This window comes from Hymenobacter monticola, from assembly GCF_022811645.1.
In the GTDB taxonomy this organism is placed as follows: domain Bacteria; phylum Bacteroidota; class Bacteroidia; order Cytophagales; family Hymenobacteraceae; genus Hymenobacter; species Hymenobacter monticola.
The window spans coordinates 1,466,296-1,480,932 of the sequence record NZ_CP094534.1 but is presented as its reverse complement, the minus strand read 5'-3'; the positions used below and the strand labels follow the sequence as shown (position 1 = coordinate 1,480,932).

Genomic DNA, 14,637 nt, shown 5'->3' with positions numbered 1-14,637 from the left:
ACTAAGTACTAGTGCATTAGAGATGCTTCGGCTGCGCTCAGTATGACGTTCTGAATTTCCTCAATGGACTACAGGAAGTACTTCAAACGAATTACCTCCTGCTCGCTCAGGAAGCGCCACTTGCCGCGCGGCAGGTCCTTCTTGGTGAGGCCGGCGTACTGCACGCGGTCCAGGGCCACCACCTCGTAGCCAAGGTGCTCGAAGATGCGGCGCACGATGCGGTTGCGACCAATGTGGATTTCGATGCCCACGAAGTGCGCGTTGCCCGCCACCACGGCCACATCGTCCACCACAGCCTTGCCGTCTTCCAACTCCAGGCCTTCCGAAATCTTGCGCAGGTCTTCTTCTGTCAGCGGACGGCTCAGCTCGACCTGGTAGATTTTCTTGTTCTTGTGCGAGGGGTGCGAGAGCTTCTGCGCTACTTCGCCGTCGTTGGTGAAGAGCAGCAGGCCGGTGGTGTTGCGGTCGAGGCGGCCCACCGGGAAGATGCGCTCTTTCGAGGCGCTGGCCACTAGGTCCATCACCGTGCGGCGGCCTTCGGGGTCTTCGGTGGTCGTGATGAAATCCTTGGGCTTATTCAGCAGCACGTACACCGACTTCTCACGGTTGAGGTTGGTCTTGCCGTACTGCACCGTGTCTTCGGGCTGCACCTTGTAGCCCATTTCTGTCACCACTTCGCCGTTCACCCTGATTTCGCCGGCCGCAATCAGCGCATCGGCCTCGCGGCGCGAGCAGATGCCGGCGTTGGCGATGTAGCGGTTCAGGCGCGTTTCGTCAGCGCCGAAGTCTTCCTCCTCGCGGCGGCGCTTGTTGCCGCGGGTTTTGTCGGCTTCGTAGTGCTTCAGGTTTTTGTAATCGGGCGCCTCGCCGGGTTTCTCGCCGTAGCGGGGCTTGTCGGCGCGGTTTTCCTGCACCACCGGGCGAGCCGGGCGAGGCTTCTCCACGCCCGAACCGTAGCCCGTTCCTGAACGGCGCACGCTCCGCTCTTGGGCCTTCAGCATCTCGCGGCGCTCGGCAAAGCTGCCGGGGGCCGGGGCCCACTTCTCCTTAGGACCACGCTTCTCATAGCCACCGGGCCGCTCGCCGGTGCTACGGGGCGTGCCGGGCGCCCCATCGCGGCGGCCAAAGGCGCCGGGCGTAAACTTGCGGCCAAACGCGGCCTGGTCGGCACGGTAGTCGGCATCGCCGGCTTCATCCCGGTCGCCACCAAAACTACGGCGCTCGCTGCGCTCCTCACGCGGCTGCGGCGGGTTGGCCTCGAACGGACGGGCGGCACGGATGGGACGGTTCGGGCCCCGCTCTTCGCCGCGCTCGGCGTTGCGGTCAAAATTCTCCGGCTCGCGCGGCGTGCTGCGGCCGAAGCTGCCACCAGTGCGCGGCGAACGGTCTTCGGCGGACTCGTTGGGATTTTGCTTCTGGAACTTGCGGTTGCGCTCGCCGGGCAGGCCGCGCGGCACGGCCTTTTCGCCGTCGCGGCGGTAGGGCTGGCCGGCCCAGTTCTCCTTGGGCTGGTACTCCCGGATGGGGCGCGCATCGGCGGCCGGTCCGCGGCGCTCGTCGCGGTCGCCACCGAAGCTGCTGCGCTCGGGGCGCGGCGCAGCGGTGCGGCCGTAGCTAGTGCCGGTGCGCTGCTCCTTGCCTACGCGGGGCTTGTCGTCGCGGCGCTCGAAAGAACGGTCGTTGCCGAAGCTCCGGTTACCACCGCCGAAACTCTTGCCGCCACCGAAGCCGCTGCCGCCTTCGCGCTGGCCACCGCCGTAGCTGCTGCCGTAAGGGCGGCTGCCGCCCTCCCCAAATTTCTTCCCACCAAAGCCGCTGCCACCTGCTGCCGGACGGCCAAAGGCACCGTTGCTGGCCGGGCGACCGTTGCCATAGGCCGGGCGCTCGCCGCCGCGGCTGTTGCCACGCTCACTGCCGTAGCCGCCACGGTCATTGCCGCCGCGCTCGTTGCCGCGGCCGGCGTTGTTGCCGAAGCCTCCGGGGCCGCCGGTATTGCGGCCGCCGCGACGGTCCGCGTTGTTGTTGTCAGAGAAATGTTTCTTGCCCATGGGGAGAAAAATTTGCGTGCCGTATCGCTACGGTACAGGTTATAAAAAAAAGTGTCGGCACGAAGTAGCCGGCAGTCAGAAGCGGGTCAACAGCATCAACCCGAATAAAATTCTAACTGCCGGCTACTTCGTACCGACTATCAAAAAGGTCAGCGCTTAGTCGCGCCGCGCCATTTTAGCTTCGATGGAATGTTGGGTGTGGGGCACTGCCCGCAGACGCTCTTTGGGAATAAGCTTGCCCGTGCCAATGCACACGCCGTAGGTACCGTTCTTGATGCGCACCTGGGCGTTTTCGAGCTGCTGGATGAACTTCATCTGGCGCGAGGCCAACTGGTTCATGCTTTCTTTCTCGGCGGTGTCAGCGCCATCTTCCAGCACCTTGGCCGAGGAGGCCGTCGTGTCGGTGCCGGATTCGTTGCTGCGGTTCAGGGTCTCCTTGATGAACGACAACTCCTTGCGGGCCGCCGTCAGTTTTTCCTGAATAATCTGGTCGAACTCGTTCAAGTCCTCCCGCGAATAGCGAATGTTGTCGTCGTTCATTGAAATCGGTAAAAAAGACTGCGAAGCAGGTTAAGGAATTGTGTCAGCTAATGTTCAGGCAACGCCGCCCGCCGCTAAATGGTTTAGTAGCGTGCGAAAGCGGCTACTGTCCTCACCTAAATGCCGCGGCAAGGCCTGATTTTGCGGGTGCAAAGCTACGGCTTTTAACCCGCTTTTCCTCAGCCGGCTAAAAGCCCAGCATTTGGATGGCAGCCACTGCGGCTTCCACTCCCTTGTTGCCGTGCTTGCCGCCGGCCCGGTCCCAGGCTTGCTCCAGGGTATTCGTCGTTACCAACCCGAAAATGACCGGCTTGTTGAACTTCAACGCCACGTTGGTGATGCCCTGTGCCACGGCATGGCAGATGTAGTCGTCGTGCTTGGTTTCGCCCTGAATCACTACCCCTAGGCAAATCACCGCGTCCATCTCCTCGTGCTGCGCCAGGAACTGGGCGCCCAAGGTCAATTCGAAGCTGCCGGGCACGGTGTTGCGGAAGATGTTGTCGGCGTTGGCGCCGTGCTTGAGCAGGGTCTCGTACGCGCCGGCGCTCAGCACGTCGGTGATTTCGCGGTTCCAGTCGGCCACCACCAGGCCAAAGCGCTTCTGGCTGATGTCGATGAAAGTGGAAGCGTCGTAGTCGCTCAGGTTTTGTAAGGCAGTTGCCATGGGTTGGGCGTGGTAGCTGGTGAAAAAATACGGTTGGTGGCAGTGGGCCGGTTCTTCGCGGCATCAGCTTAAAAAAGCAATGACCTGAAAGTTTGCCGGGCCAAATAAAAAAATTGCGCTTCCCCACCGATGAGGAAGCGCAATAAGAATCAGTCAGATTGGGCACCGACTTACTTGTCGAGCTTGGCTTTGTACTGGCGGGCTTCGGCTACTTCCTGGGCCGTGGGGTACTCGTTGATGATGCGGTCGTAAGCCTTCACGGCGCCTTCGTTGTCGTTGGCGATTTCGCGGGCCGTGCCTTCCTTCAGCAGGTAGCCAGGCGAGAAGTATTCGTTGGCGTTGTGGTCGGCGGCCTTGGCGTAGAGGTCGGCGGCTTCCTTGGCTTTGCCGAGTTCCAACTGGGCGTCGCCCATCAGGGCATAGGCGCGGCTCTGTACTAGGTAGTCGTCGGAGCTGAAGTCTTCGAGGTAGTCAAGGGCTTCCTTAAACTTGCCTTGCTTCAGCGAAGCCACGCCAGCGTAGAAATTGGCCAGGTTGCCGGCTTTGGTGCTGCCGTACTCGTTGGCCACCGTCACCAGGCCCGGCGCTTTGCCGTCGCCTTTGATGGCTTGGTTCAACGAGTCGGCTTCCCAGTTGTTCACGGCGCGGAACATCGTGGCCTGGGCTTTCTCGTCTTGCTGGTTGCGCCAGGTGTAGTAGCCGAAGCCCCCTATCACGGCCAGCACCACCACCGCCAGGATGGTGAACAGCACGTTGCGGTTGCTGCGCACAAAGTCTTCCGACTGAGCCAGGCGAGCCGCCAGCGCGTCCGGGTCTTCCAGCAGCGGGTTCTCAGGCGCGAGGTTCTCGGCCGGTGCCAGCGGGTCGGCCGGTACTTGTTGGGTGACTTGCTGTCCCTGGCGATTCTGCTGGGCCTGCTGGCTTTTGCCAGTGTAAGGAATCTTCGACATACTAAGAGAAGCTGTTAGCCATTTGCTAGCAGCGACTGGCTTTTTATTTAAAGAAATGAGGTCCTTGGATTCTGCAAAAGCTGGCTTTTAGCTTACAGCACATCCAAATTAATCGTGAATATAAGGATAATCAGCCTGAACGTACACGTCCTTGTACAGCTCGTCGGGCGTGGGGAAGGGCGAGTTCTCGGCGAAATCCACCGATTCCTGTACCTGGGCTTTGATTTTCTCGTCGATGGCTTCGAGGTCGGCTTCCGTTGCGAAGTTTTTCGACAGGATGGTGTGACGTACACCTTCGATGGCGTCGCGATGGCGGTAGTCTTCCAGCTCTTCCTTGGTGCGGTACTTGGCCGGGTCGCTCATCGAGTGGCCCTTGTAGCGGTAGGTTTTGAACTCGAGCAGCGTGGGGCCTTCGCCGGCGCGGGCGCGCTCGGCGGCGCGGGCCACGGCCTGGTGCACGTCTTCCACGCGCATGCCGTTTACCGGCTCCGAGGGCATGTCGTAGCTCAGGCCAATCTTGTAGAGGTCGGTCACGTTCGAGGTGCGCTGCACCGACGTGCCCATGGCGTAGCCGTTGTTCTCAATCACGAAGATGACCGGCAGCTTCCACAGCATGGCCATGTTGAAGGCCTCGTGCAGGGCGCCCTGGCGCACGGCGCCGTCGCCCATGTAGCAAATGCAAAGCTTGCCCGTCTTGTTATACTTCTCGGCGAAGGCGATGCCGGCGCCCATGGGCACCTGGCCGCCCACGATGCCGTGGCCGCCCATGAAGCCCACTTCCTTATCGAACATGTGCATCGAGCCACCCTTGCCTTTCGAGCAGCCGGTGGCTTTGGCAAACAGTTCGGCCATCACGGCATTAGGCGAGGTGCCCAGCGCCAGCGGGTGGGCGTGGTCGCGGTAGGCGGTGATGTACTTGTCGCCTTTTTCCAAGGCCGACACCGCGCCCGCTACGCAGGCCTCCTGGCCGATGTAGAGGTGGCAGAAGCCTTTGATTTTTTGCTGGCCGTAGAGCTGGCCGGCTTTGTCCTCAAACTTGCGCATGAGCTGCATCTGCTCGTACCACTGCAGGTAGGTCTCCTTTGGGAAGTCGGTCCCAGCAGCAGCCTGCTGGGAGAGGTCAGTGCCGGAGGCAGCCAGCGTTGGCGCGTCGGTGCCCGGCATCACCGGGTCGGGCTGTTTCTTGGTGGCAGCGGCTTTGCTGTTGCCTTTGGCTGCTTCGCCATTGGGGGCCGTCGTTTTTTTGGAAGCCGCTTTTACTTTCGTATCCGCCATAGCACGTTTGAGGAAAAGAATATTTCGCGTTGGGAGGGCGAAATTACGTAAAAGAGCTGGCAATACCGAACCTTATGACCCTTGACTCCCTGCAGCTGCTCTTTTTTAAAAACTACGATGATGCCGCCCTGCGCCTCTCCCCCGGCTTGAACTGCTTCATCGGCGACAACGGCAGCGGAAAAACCAATCTGCTGGACGCCATTCACTATTTGTCGCTGACTAAGAGCGCAATAACTACATCCGACTCCCTTTGCATTAAGCAAGGGGCTGATTTCTTTGTAGTTAAGGGGGTTTTCTCGTCTGAATTGCCGACAAGTCCAGAAACTATCCAAGTAAGTTTGCGCCAAGGTCAGAAAAAGGCTCTTACGCACAACAAGCAGGCTTACGAGCGCATGGCCGACCACATAGGTCGTTATCCCGCCGTCCTAATTTCGCCTTACGATACCGACCTCATCCGCCAGGGCAGCGAGGAGCGCCGCAAGTATTTCGACAGCCTCATGTCGCAACTCGACCATGAGTTTCTGGAAATACTCATCTCCTATAACGCCCTGCTACGCCAGCGCAATGCGGTGCTCAAACAGGGAGACCGACCCAGCCACGGTTTTGACCGGGACTACCTTCTCGCCCTCGATGAGCAGCTTGCTCCGTTGGGCCAGCAGCTCACCCAATTGCGAGAGGCCTTTCTTGGCGAATATGTGCCCATCTTTCAGCGCCACTACCAGCAGTTGGCCGATGGCCGCGAAGTCGTCACGCTCACTTATAAGAGTCAGCTTCTTGGCGCCGATTTCGCGCAGCTCCTCCGCTACAATGAGCGTCGGGACTTCGCCTTGCAACGCAGCACCACCGGCTCGCACCGCGACGACTTCGTCTTTCTCATGGAAGACATGCCGGTGAAAAGTCACGCCTCGCAAGGCCAGCAGAAGTCGTTTGCTATTGCGCTCAAGCTGGCCCAGTTTGAAATGCTCGCCGCCAAGCAGCAGCACAAGCCGCTGCTTTTACTTGATGACATATTCGACCGGCTCGACGACAAGCGCATTGCTCGTTTGCTGGAGCTCGTGGCGGACGAGACATTCGGCCAGGTTTTTCTTACTGATACCAATTTGGAACGCACCGACCAAGCTCTGGCGCGGGTCACCATTCCCATCCTTCGCTTCCGAGTTCAGGGCGGAACGGTTGCGCCCTTCTAGCCCATAGGCGGTATCTTTGCGGCTTCTGCAACGGCGCATGTTCACGTTGTTGCGCTGCCTCGTTTTGCCCTGTGAAAAAGCCCTCCTCTCCTTCCCGCTCCGGCGACATCTCTCTTAAAGAAGGACTCGAAGCATTGGTGAAAGCCTACCGACTCCAGGGCAAGCTCAACGAGGTGATGGTGGTATCGAGCTGGGAGCGGGTGATGGGCAAAGCCGTTGCTTTAAAGACGAAGGAAGTCTACGTTAACCAAGGGCGCCTTTTCGTTCGGCTCACCTCTGCCCCACTCAAGCATGAGCTACTCATGGCCAAGACGCGCGTGGCTGAGCTCATCAACGCAGAAGTTGGAGAGACCGTCATCAAGGAGGTCATCTTCCTTTAATCCCCTTTGGGTGGACCTGGTCAAGTCCTTCCTATCATCGAGGTGCTCTCCTGCTCTTTGCTACAAAGAGACTGATGGCTGCTGCCAACTGATGACGCGTTCCTTCCAAACTTGTTAAACCGAAGGCTCGATTAGCCTCGTCCTTTAATCATGCCTATTGCGACATGAACAAAAATGTTTCACGTGGAACATTTTTGTCACTTCGGCCCATACACTTTCAGCAAAAGCTCATTGTAGGCTTCAAGAAGGGATATGTACTTTGATTGCAGTAATAAAAGCTGCTTTGACGGGTCAGAATCAGCAGCTTGCGCTTGTGTTACACGTGTCGTTACAGTTGGCGTAACACTCGTTTTTTGTACAGATGTTACAAACGGCAAAGCAGATTGTTGGACAGATGTAAAATCATTAGAGAAATCGTGATTTATAATGTCACCAATTCTTTTTACAAAGCTGTATTCGATTGTCTCATCTTTGAATTTACGGTAAATCGTTGGGCGTGTAATCCCGAGTTCTTCAACAATACGAGTAATAGAAATACCGCTGTTTTTGATGGCATCCTGCAGGATTTCGCCTTGGTGTGACATATTTCAGGTGTTACGTAACGCTTGTACAAATATGCCTGTTATGTTCGAATTTAACAAACATGACAAGACAATTATGATACGTGTATCGGGAACAATTGTTCGATTAACAGTGTAACAAACTATTGTAACATAACGCATTTTGTATCATTGAAGCGTTACAATGACAATATCGTTACAGCGATGAGTGTTGTATGATACACTCAGGGAATTTACATAGGTGAAGCTAATGTGCCTCACAATACAGTGGCAGCGCGTTTTATACTTCTACCCTACGTCTAAAAAAAGAACCTGAACCCGGTCTGGATAATCGGTGGTGATGCCGTCAACGCCAAGGTGAATCATTCGCAGTATATCCGCCGCCTCGTTCACTGTCCAGGGCACAAGGCGAAGGCCGGGGAAATCTTTACGCAGGGCTTCAACGGCTGCTTTCGTCACGCTCGTAAAATCCGGACCGAACGTGGTGGGCACAAAACCTAGTTCGTTGATTCGTTCGGTCCAGGGCCGATGGTCTTCCACCAGCAAGCAGGTTGCTAACTCCGGAACCTGCCAATGTGCTAGTTGAAGAATGCGCTGGTCGAAACACAGCAGCGTGGTACGGTCGAGCACCTGGGATAAGCGAAGCTCAGCCAGCACCAGCGACAGGAAGGTTTCGGGGCTAGGATGGAAAACGTTGTCCCCGGCAGGGTCACATTTGATTTCAATAGAGTAACCAACAGGTGCACGCTGCAGCTGACGGCTGGCGGCTTCGACGGAGGTGAAAACCTCTCGTAACAGAGGCTTGTAACAGGGCTGGGCGATTTGTTCTGGAAAGCCAGGATGTTGCCGGAGGCCGCAGTCGTATTGGCGAATGGTGGCGTAATCGAGTTGGAAAAGGTTGTGCATCCACGCCTCACCGGGCGGGATGGTTTGGCCGTTTGGGTCGAGGCTGATGAGCGGGTTAAACCACGGCTCGTGCGAAACCACTACCTGGTGGTCGGCGGAAATGACTACGTCTAGTTCGATGGTGTCGACGCCAAGCTCTAAGGCATGCAGGAAGGCGGGCAAGGTGTTTTCGGGACGTAGGCCGCGGCAGCCGCGGTGGCCGTGTAGCTCAGGGCGTCGAAGCGTGAACATGGATGGAACGAAGTATTAGGTGAGGATTATAATTGAGTGCGCGGGGGAGATGAAAAGCTTTGCACGATGTGCTTACGTCGTTCCTCGCAAAGCCGGGGTTTGCGGGTAATTTTGCAGCTCATCATTCACTGCAAAACCTACATGAAAAAACTGCTGATACTCGTACTGCTACTGGCCTTGGTTGGGGGCGGCTACTATTACTTCCAAAGCCTGAAGAATGGGCCCAAAGGGGCGTTGGTATCGGCGGCGGCGGCCGTGCAGAGCCACGACATGGTGGCCTTCGAGAAATATGTGGACGTGAGCAGCGTCACGGGCCATTTGGTGGACGATGTAGCCCAGCAAGGCTCGGCGCTGACGTCGCTGCTACCGGGCGGCAGCCTGATGATGGGTGGGGCCATGCGCATGCTCAAGCCCGCACTAGCCAAGGCGGCGCGCCAGGAGGTGCAACGCTATGTGGAAACAGGCTCGCTGGAAGCGGCGGCAGCTGCGGCGCCGAAGCGGCTGGTGAACATTTCGCTCACCGGTCTGGCGGGCCGCGTAGTGAGCCCAGAGAGCGAATTCAAGGGCATCAAATACACGCGCGAGGAAGGCGACAATGCTTTTGTGGGCCTGGAGGTAACCCAGCCTAAGTACGACACCACAATGGTGGTAGAAGTGAAGATGCGCCGCCAGGGCGACCATTGGCAGATGACGCAGATTACGAACAGCGGGGAGCTACTGCGAGGAGTGGCCCGGCTGGAAAAGAAGCGGCTGCTCAACCAATAGGTAGACCTGCAGCGTGCGCTTGCTGCTTGGGGAAACAAAAAGCCCCGGCCAATTGGCCGGGGCTTTTTGTTTGTAACGACAGGGACTATTTACGGCCCGAGAACAGGAAGTAGATGATGGAGCCCAAGACAGGGAAGAACCAAATGACTACACCCCAGATAAGCTTCTTGCCCAAGCTCCAATCCTGTTTCAGCAAGCTGATGACGGCTGCAATGGCAAGGATGAGGTAAATGACGCCAATAATGGAAAGGCTACCGTTGTCGTTATAGCGGCTGCAGGAAGTGGCCAGAAGCATCAGGGGAAGCAACAGGGCCGTGAGGGGCAGGCGGGAAGCGAAGTGGCGAAGGGTGTTCATTGTGAAAGAAGGGAAAGTGAAAGAATGTACTTGCCCATCATTACGAAATGTCCTCCAAATAGATATAAAAAACCAGATTAATCAATATAAATTATTGATAATCAAAACTTTGACTTAATAAACAGGCTTACTTGCTGGATAAACAGAGGACCGGCAGCTGGTATCAGCACCAGCATCAGGACAACACCGAACAGGGCACCATAGAAGTGGGCGTCGTGGTTCACGTTGTCGGCGCGGCGGCGGGCCATGTAGTAGGAATAGGCGAGGTAGAGGAAGCCAAACAGGAAGGGCTGGATGGGGAAGGGAATGGGGAAGATGATGATGCCCCCGCCATTGGCGCTGACGGGCATCAGCACAATGCTCGCAAAGAGCACCGAAGCCACCCCGCCCGAAGCGCCGAGGCTGCGGTAGCCCCGGTCGTCGCGGTGCTTGAAGTAGGTGGGCAAATCGGAAAGGATGATGCCACCCAGGTAAAGCAGCAGAAACAGGCCGAGGCCGGGCAGCCCGCCGTAGCCATCATACAAGGTCCCAAGCACGACCGGTGCGAAGGAATAGAAGGCAAACATGTTAAAAAACAAGTGGGCGATGTCGGCGTGCAGGAAGCCGGAGGTAAGCAGCCGGTACCATTGCCCGTCGGAGCGGGCCATGCGGTAGGGCTCCATTATCCAGGAATCCATCAGTTCCTGCTTCGACCAGGCGTAGACGGAAATGGCGACCGTGAGGCCAATGATGATGAGAATGGGATTGAGCACGGGATATAGAGATTGAGCACAGACGTTGGCCTGCGCGGGAAAGAAAGGGACAAGCGTGAGCCTGGGCTACAAGGGAGCAAAGTGCCTAGCTTTCGCGGTCCATGAGTTGGAGAGCCAGTTGATGCAAGGGCTGCTTACGCTCTTTTGAGGCCGCTACGCGCTCCAAATGTTGCAGCGCATCCTGGAAGTAAGAGTTGATGAGAACTTCCGTCTGAGGGCGAATTTCGAGCTCGTCGTAGATGGCGCGAACAGCGGCTACTTTGGCGTCGGCATCGGCCACGGGCTGGCCGATGTACTGGGCTAGGATGGCTTGCTGAGCGGGACTGGCCTGGGCCTGGGCGGAGAGTAGGAGGAAGGTCTTTTTATCAGAGATAATGTCGCCGCCCACGCGCTTGCCGAAGGTGGCGGCGTCGCCATACACGTCGAGCAGGTCGTCGCGCAGCTGGAAGGCCAGGCCGATGTCGGTGCCGAACTGGCGCAGGTGCTCGGCATCGGCCTCCGAAGCGCCGGCGAGGCGGGCGCCCAGCTCCAGGCAGAAGCCGAGGAGTACGGCCGTTTTGAGGCGAATCATGTCCAGGTATTGGGCGATGCTGACCTGAGGCTCGGTCTCGAAATTCATGTCCCACTGCTGGCCTTCGCAGACCTCAGCAGCCGTCTGGCTAAATCGGGCGAGGATGCGCGGGAGCAAGGCGGGTGGCACGTCCAGGAACAGTTCGTAGGCGCGCACCAGCATCACGTCGCCGGAGAGGATGGCCACGTTGGGGTTCCACTTCTCGTGCACGGTGGCCTGGCCGCGGCGCAGGGGCGCCTGGTCCATCAGGTCGTCGTGGAGCAGCGTGAAGTTGTGGAAGACTTCGGTGGCCAGGGCGGGCTTAAGGACGCCGCTGAGCTCATCTGTGAAGAGGTGGGCGCCGAGCAGCGTGAGCAGCGGCCGGATGCGTTTGCCGCCCAGACCCATGATGTAGCGGATGGGGGCGTAGAGGGTGTCGGGTTGCTCACCGTAGTTGAGTTGCGCTAGGGCGGCGGTGATGTTAGTGGGAAAGTCGGCTGGGGTCATAGGTGGTGCAAAGAACGGCAGACGCGGGGAACCTCACCCCCGGCCCCTCTCCCGCAGATAGGGGAGCCACGAAAGCTTTTCATGGTTGAGATAAACTCACCGTTGTCATCAACAAAAAAGGCCCGACTCAAGTCAGAGTCGGGACCTTAAAATCGTCAGGCTCCCCTCTCCGCGGGAGAGGGGCTGGGGGTGAGGCCTACCGGCGCTTGTTGCCCTTGTGGGCGCCCTTCGCCATGCCCCCTCCTTTGCCGCCCTTGTCGTAGTCGCGGTAGCCGCGGGGGGCACCGCCGCCACGGTTCTTGCGCTCGTCGGCTTCGCGCTTTTTCACGTAGTCGGGGCGGTCATCTACTAGCTCGAAGTCGATGGTGCGGTCGAGGAGGTTGGCGGATTTTACTACTACTTCCATCACGTCGCCAAACTGGATGATGCGCTTGGTGCGGCGGCCCACGATGCGGTAATTGTCCTTGTCGAGCTCGAACTCATCGCCAGGAATGTCGGAGAGGCGCACCATGCCTTCGCACTTGTTCTCCTCGATTTCGATGTACATGCCGCGCTCAGTGAGGCCCGACACCACGCCCTTGAACACGTTGCCAATTTCGTCCACCATGAACTCAACCTGCTTGAACTTGATGCTAGCGCGCTCGGCGTTCGCGGCCAGTTTCTCGCGGGCCGAGGAGTGCTTGCACTCTTCCTCCACGGGCTCGGCCGGCACGTTCTTGCCGCCCTCCAGGTAGTGCTCCAGCAGGCGGTGCGCCATCATATCGGGGTAGCGGCGGATGGGCGAAGTGAAGTGCGAATAGTGGGCGAAGGCGAGGCCGAAGTGACCCAGCGGCTCGGTGGTGTAAATGGCCTTCGCCATGGTCCGGATGGCCAGGCCCTGCAGCACGTTTTGCTCGGGCTTGCCCACCACCTCGGAGCTGAGGTTGTTCAGCTCGGTGCTGATTTTTTTCGGGTTGTCGAGCTTTAGCTTGTAGCCGAATTTCTGGGCGAAGAGGGCGAAGGTTTGCAGGCGCTCGGGCTCGGGGGCTTCGTGTACGCGGTACACCATCGTGAAGCGCGGCTTGGTCTTTTTGAGGTTGAACACGAACTCGGCCACCTTGCGGTTGGCCAGCAGCATGAACTCCTCAATCATCTTGTGGGCGTCCTTGCGCTCCTTCACATACACGCCGAGCGGCTTGCCATTCTCGTCCAGCCGGAACTTCACCTCCTGGGTTTCGAAGGTGATGGCCCCCTGCTTGAAGCGCTGGGCGCAGATTTTATGCGCCATGTCGTTGAGCACATTTATCTCCACGGCGTAGTCGCCCTCCTTGCTTTCGATGCGCTCCTGGGCCTCCTCGTAGCTGAAGCGGCGGTCAGAGTGAATGATGGTTTTGCCGAACCACGACTCGTAGAGCTTGCCGTTTTCATCGAGCTCGAACACGGCCGAGAAGGTCAGCTTGTCCTCGTTGGGGCGCAGTGAGCAGAGGCCATTGGAGAGGCGCTCGGGCAGCATCGGAATCACGCGGTCGACCAGGTAAACGGAGGTGGCGCGGTGCTTGCCCTCGCGCTCCAGTTCGGTGCCGGGACGCACGTAATGGGTCACGTCGGCGATGTGCACGCCCACTTCCCAGTGCCCGTTTTCGAGCTGCCGGATGCTGAGGGCATCGTCGAAATCCTTGGCGTCGGCGGGGTCGATGGTGAAGGTGGTGATGTTGCGGAAGTCGCGGCGCCGGGCAATCTCGTCCTGCTCGATAACCTCGCTGATGCCTTCCGATTCTTCCTCCACTTCGGAGGGGAATTCAAAGGGCAAACCGAACTCGGCCATGATGGCGTTTATCTCGGCTTCGTTGCCGCCGGCCTGCCCGAAGTTGCGCACCACCTCGCCCACCGGCTGGCGGTGGTTGTCGGTCGGGAACTCGTTGATGCGGACCAAGACCTTGTCGCCGGTGCGAGCGTCGTGCAGCAAATGTGGCGGCACGAACACGTCGAAATACACCTTGCGGTTGTCGGCTTTCACGAAGCCGAGCGTGCCTTGTACCTGGAGCTGCCCCACGATTTCGGGGCGCACCCGCTTGAGGACTTCCACCACGTCGCCCATCGGCCGGCCGTCGCGGGAGCCGCTGCGCAGGCGCACTCGCACCACGTCGCCCTGCAGGGCAAACTTGAGTTGGTCGGTGAATACGCGGATGTCGTCGCCGCCATCGACGCCCTCGGGCACCACGAAGGCGAAGCTGGGCGTGGCCAAATCGACGGTGCCGATGATGGTGTTCGAGGGGGCGCGCTCGGGGCGGTCGTCGCTGTCCACATGGTCAAAGCCGGCCGAGCGGCGACGGTGCACAATGGGGTCCTGGCCGAACTGCGCCTGCACCGAAAGGTTGCGGGGCGGGGCCACGGCCGACTCGCCTTTCTTGCCGCCTTTTTTGGCGCTGGACGGCATCAGGGCCGCCGCCACGGCGTCCGTATCGGCGAGGCGGTATTCGTCGTTTTGGAGCAGCGTAATGAGGCCGTTTTTGCGCAGCACCTTGATGTGAGCAAATATCTCTTCGCGCTGGCCCTTGGTGGTGACGCCGAGGCGGCGCGAGAGCTGGCGGTAGGCCATCACCTTGGTGGGGTTGTCGGCGAAGACGCGCAGGACCTGGTCCTGGGTGATGGCCGCGGGTTCGGGCTTTTCGCGCTTGGCGCGGGGAGCCTTGGAATTTTCGGGGGTATTCATTGGGTAATAGTTGGCCGCCGAAAAGTTGATTGGTCGCAGGCGGCGAGAGCGGAAATGGATTGGCTGGCTGGGCCGCGCCGCTTAGTGAAACGCGGGCCGGGCCGGGAGGTTGTAGCGCGGACTCTGCGAGTCCGCATGGGGTGGAACTTGACGCGGTAGCAGTCAGAGTCCGGAGCTTCGCCAACGCTGCTTAGGCAGCGTCTGGCGGCGCAAGGTATTTAGACAAGCGCGAATAGCGCGTGGGCCGTAGCGTGGACTCTGCGAGTCCGCGCCTC

14 protein-coding genes are annotated in these 14,637 nt (G+C 58.9%); 3 read left to right on the top strand and 11 right to left on the bottom strand.

The window, feature by feature from the left end; genetic code table 11:
- Positions 1–68: 68 nt before the first annotated feature.
- The 5 genes from MTP16_RS06225 to pdhA all read right to left on the bottom strand — a co-directional run bounded on the left by MTP16_RS06225 (position 69) and on the right by pdhA (position 5,477).
- The gene (locus MTP16_RS06225; RefSeq protein WP_243516852.1) at positions 69–2,048 is read right to left on the bottom strand and encodes a pseudouridine synthase; all 1,980 of its coding nucleotides are present in this window, start codon (positions 2,046–2,048) and stop codon (positions 69–71) included.
- A gap of 156 nt (positions 2,049–2,204) precedes the next feature.
- Positions 2,205–2,588, bottom strand: coding sequence for a TraR/DksA family transcriptional regulator (locus tag MTP16_RS06220; protein ID WP_196287313.1), 384 nt, complete (start codon positions 2,586–2,588; stop codon positions 2,205–2,207).
- Positions 2,589–2,775: 187 nt separating this feature from the next.
- Positions 2,776–3,252, bottom strand: coding sequence for a 6,7-dimethyl-8-ribityllumazine synthase (gene ribH, locus MTP16_RS06215; RefSeq protein WP_243516849.1), 477 nt, complete (start codon positions 3,250–3,252; stop codon positions 2,776–2,778).
- A 170-nt stretch (positions 3,253–3,422) separates the two neighbouring features.
- Positions 3,423–4,202: a tetratricopeptide repeat protein gene (locus MTP16_RS06210; protein WP_243516844.1), complete on the bottom strand. Its 780-nt coding sequence runs from the start codon at positions 4,200–4,202 to the stop codon at positions 3,423–3,425.
- A 108-nt stretch (positions 4,203–4,310) separates the two neighbouring features.
- Positions 4,311–5,477 (bottom strand): pyruvate dehydrogenase (acetyl-transferring) E1 component subunit alpha, encoded by a 1,167-nt coding sequence (pdhA, locus tag MTP16_RS06205; RefSeq protein ID WP_243516841.1) that lies wholly within the window; start codon positions 5,475–5,477, stop codon positions 4,311–4,313.
- 74 nt (positions 5,478–5,551) lie between these two features.
- Between pdhA and recF the strand changes: the two genes are divergently transcribed.
- Together recF and MTP16_RS06195 are read left to right on the top strand one after the other, a co-directional pair.
- Positions 5,552–6,664 carry a DNA replication/repair protein RecF gene (recF, locus tag MTP16_RS06200; RefSeq protein ID WP_243516838.1) on the top strand — a complete coding sequence of 371 codons (1,113 nt, stop codon included), beginning with the start codon at positions 5,552–5,554 and terminating at the stop codon, positions 6,662–6,664.
- 71 nt (positions 6,665–6,735) lie between these two features.
- Positions 6,736–7,044, top strand: a complete 309-nt coding sequence (locus MTP16_RS06195) for a DUF721 domain-containing protein (protein WP_243516835.1) — start codon at positions 6,736–6,738, stop codon at positions 7,042–7,044.
- 197 nt (positions 7,045–7,241) lie between these two features.
- On the opposite strand, the gene MTP16_RS06190 is transcribed toward MTP16_RS06195, so the two are convergent.
- A complete protein-coding gene (locus MTP16_RS06190) occupies positions 7,242–7,628 on the bottom strand; it encodes a helix-turn-helix domain-containing protein (protein WP_243516833.1) in 387 nt (128 codons plus the stop codon).
- A gap of 264 nt (positions 7,629–7,892) precedes the next feature.
- Entirely contained in the window at positions 7,893–8,741 is an 849-nt protein-coding gene (locus MTP16_RS06185) for a glycerophosphodiester phosphodiesterase family protein (protein ID WP_243516832.1), read from the bottom strand.
- Between the two features lie 141 nt (positions 8,742–8,882).
- Here MTP16_RS06185 and MTP16_RS06180 point away from each other — a divergent pair, with 141 nt between their 5' ends.
- Complete coding sequence (locus tag MTP16_RS06180; protein WP_243516830.1) at positions 8,883–9,506, top strand: hypothetical protein; 624 nt, start codon at positions 8,883–8,885, stop codon at positions 9,504–9,506.
- A gap of 85 nt (positions 9,507–9,591) precedes the next feature.
- On the opposite strand, the gene MTP16_RS06175 is transcribed toward MTP16_RS06180, so the two are convergent.
- The 4 genes from MTP16_RS06175 to rnr form a co-directional block, all read right to left on the bottom strand.
- Positions 9,592–9,861 (bottom strand): PLD nuclease N-terminal domain-containing protein, encoded by a 270-nt coding sequence (locus MTP16_RS06175; RefSeq protein WP_243516828.1) that lies wholly within the window; start codon positions 9,859–9,861, stop codon positions 9,592–9,594.
- Between the two features lie 101 nt (positions 9,862–9,962).
- The gene (locus MTP16_RS06170) at positions 9,963–10,613 is read right to left on the bottom strand and encodes a rhomboid family intramembrane serine protease (RefSeq protein ID WP_243516827.1); all 651 of its coding nucleotides are present in this window, start codon (positions 10,611–10,613) and stop codon (positions 9,963–9,965) included.
- Between the two features lie 85 nt (positions 10,614–10,698).
- Entirely contained in the window at positions 10,699–11,670 is a 972-nt protein-coding gene (locus MTP16_RS06165) for a polyprenyl synthetase family protein (protein WP_243516823.1), read from the bottom strand.
- A 196-nt stretch (positions 11,671–11,866) separates the two neighbouring features.
- Complete coding sequence (rnr, locus tag MTP16_RS06160) at positions 11,867–14,362, bottom strand: ribonuclease R (protein WP_243516821.1); 2,496 nt, start codon at positions 14,360–14,362, stop codon at positions 11,867–11,869.
- Positions 14,363–14,637 lie beyond the last annotated feature (275 nt).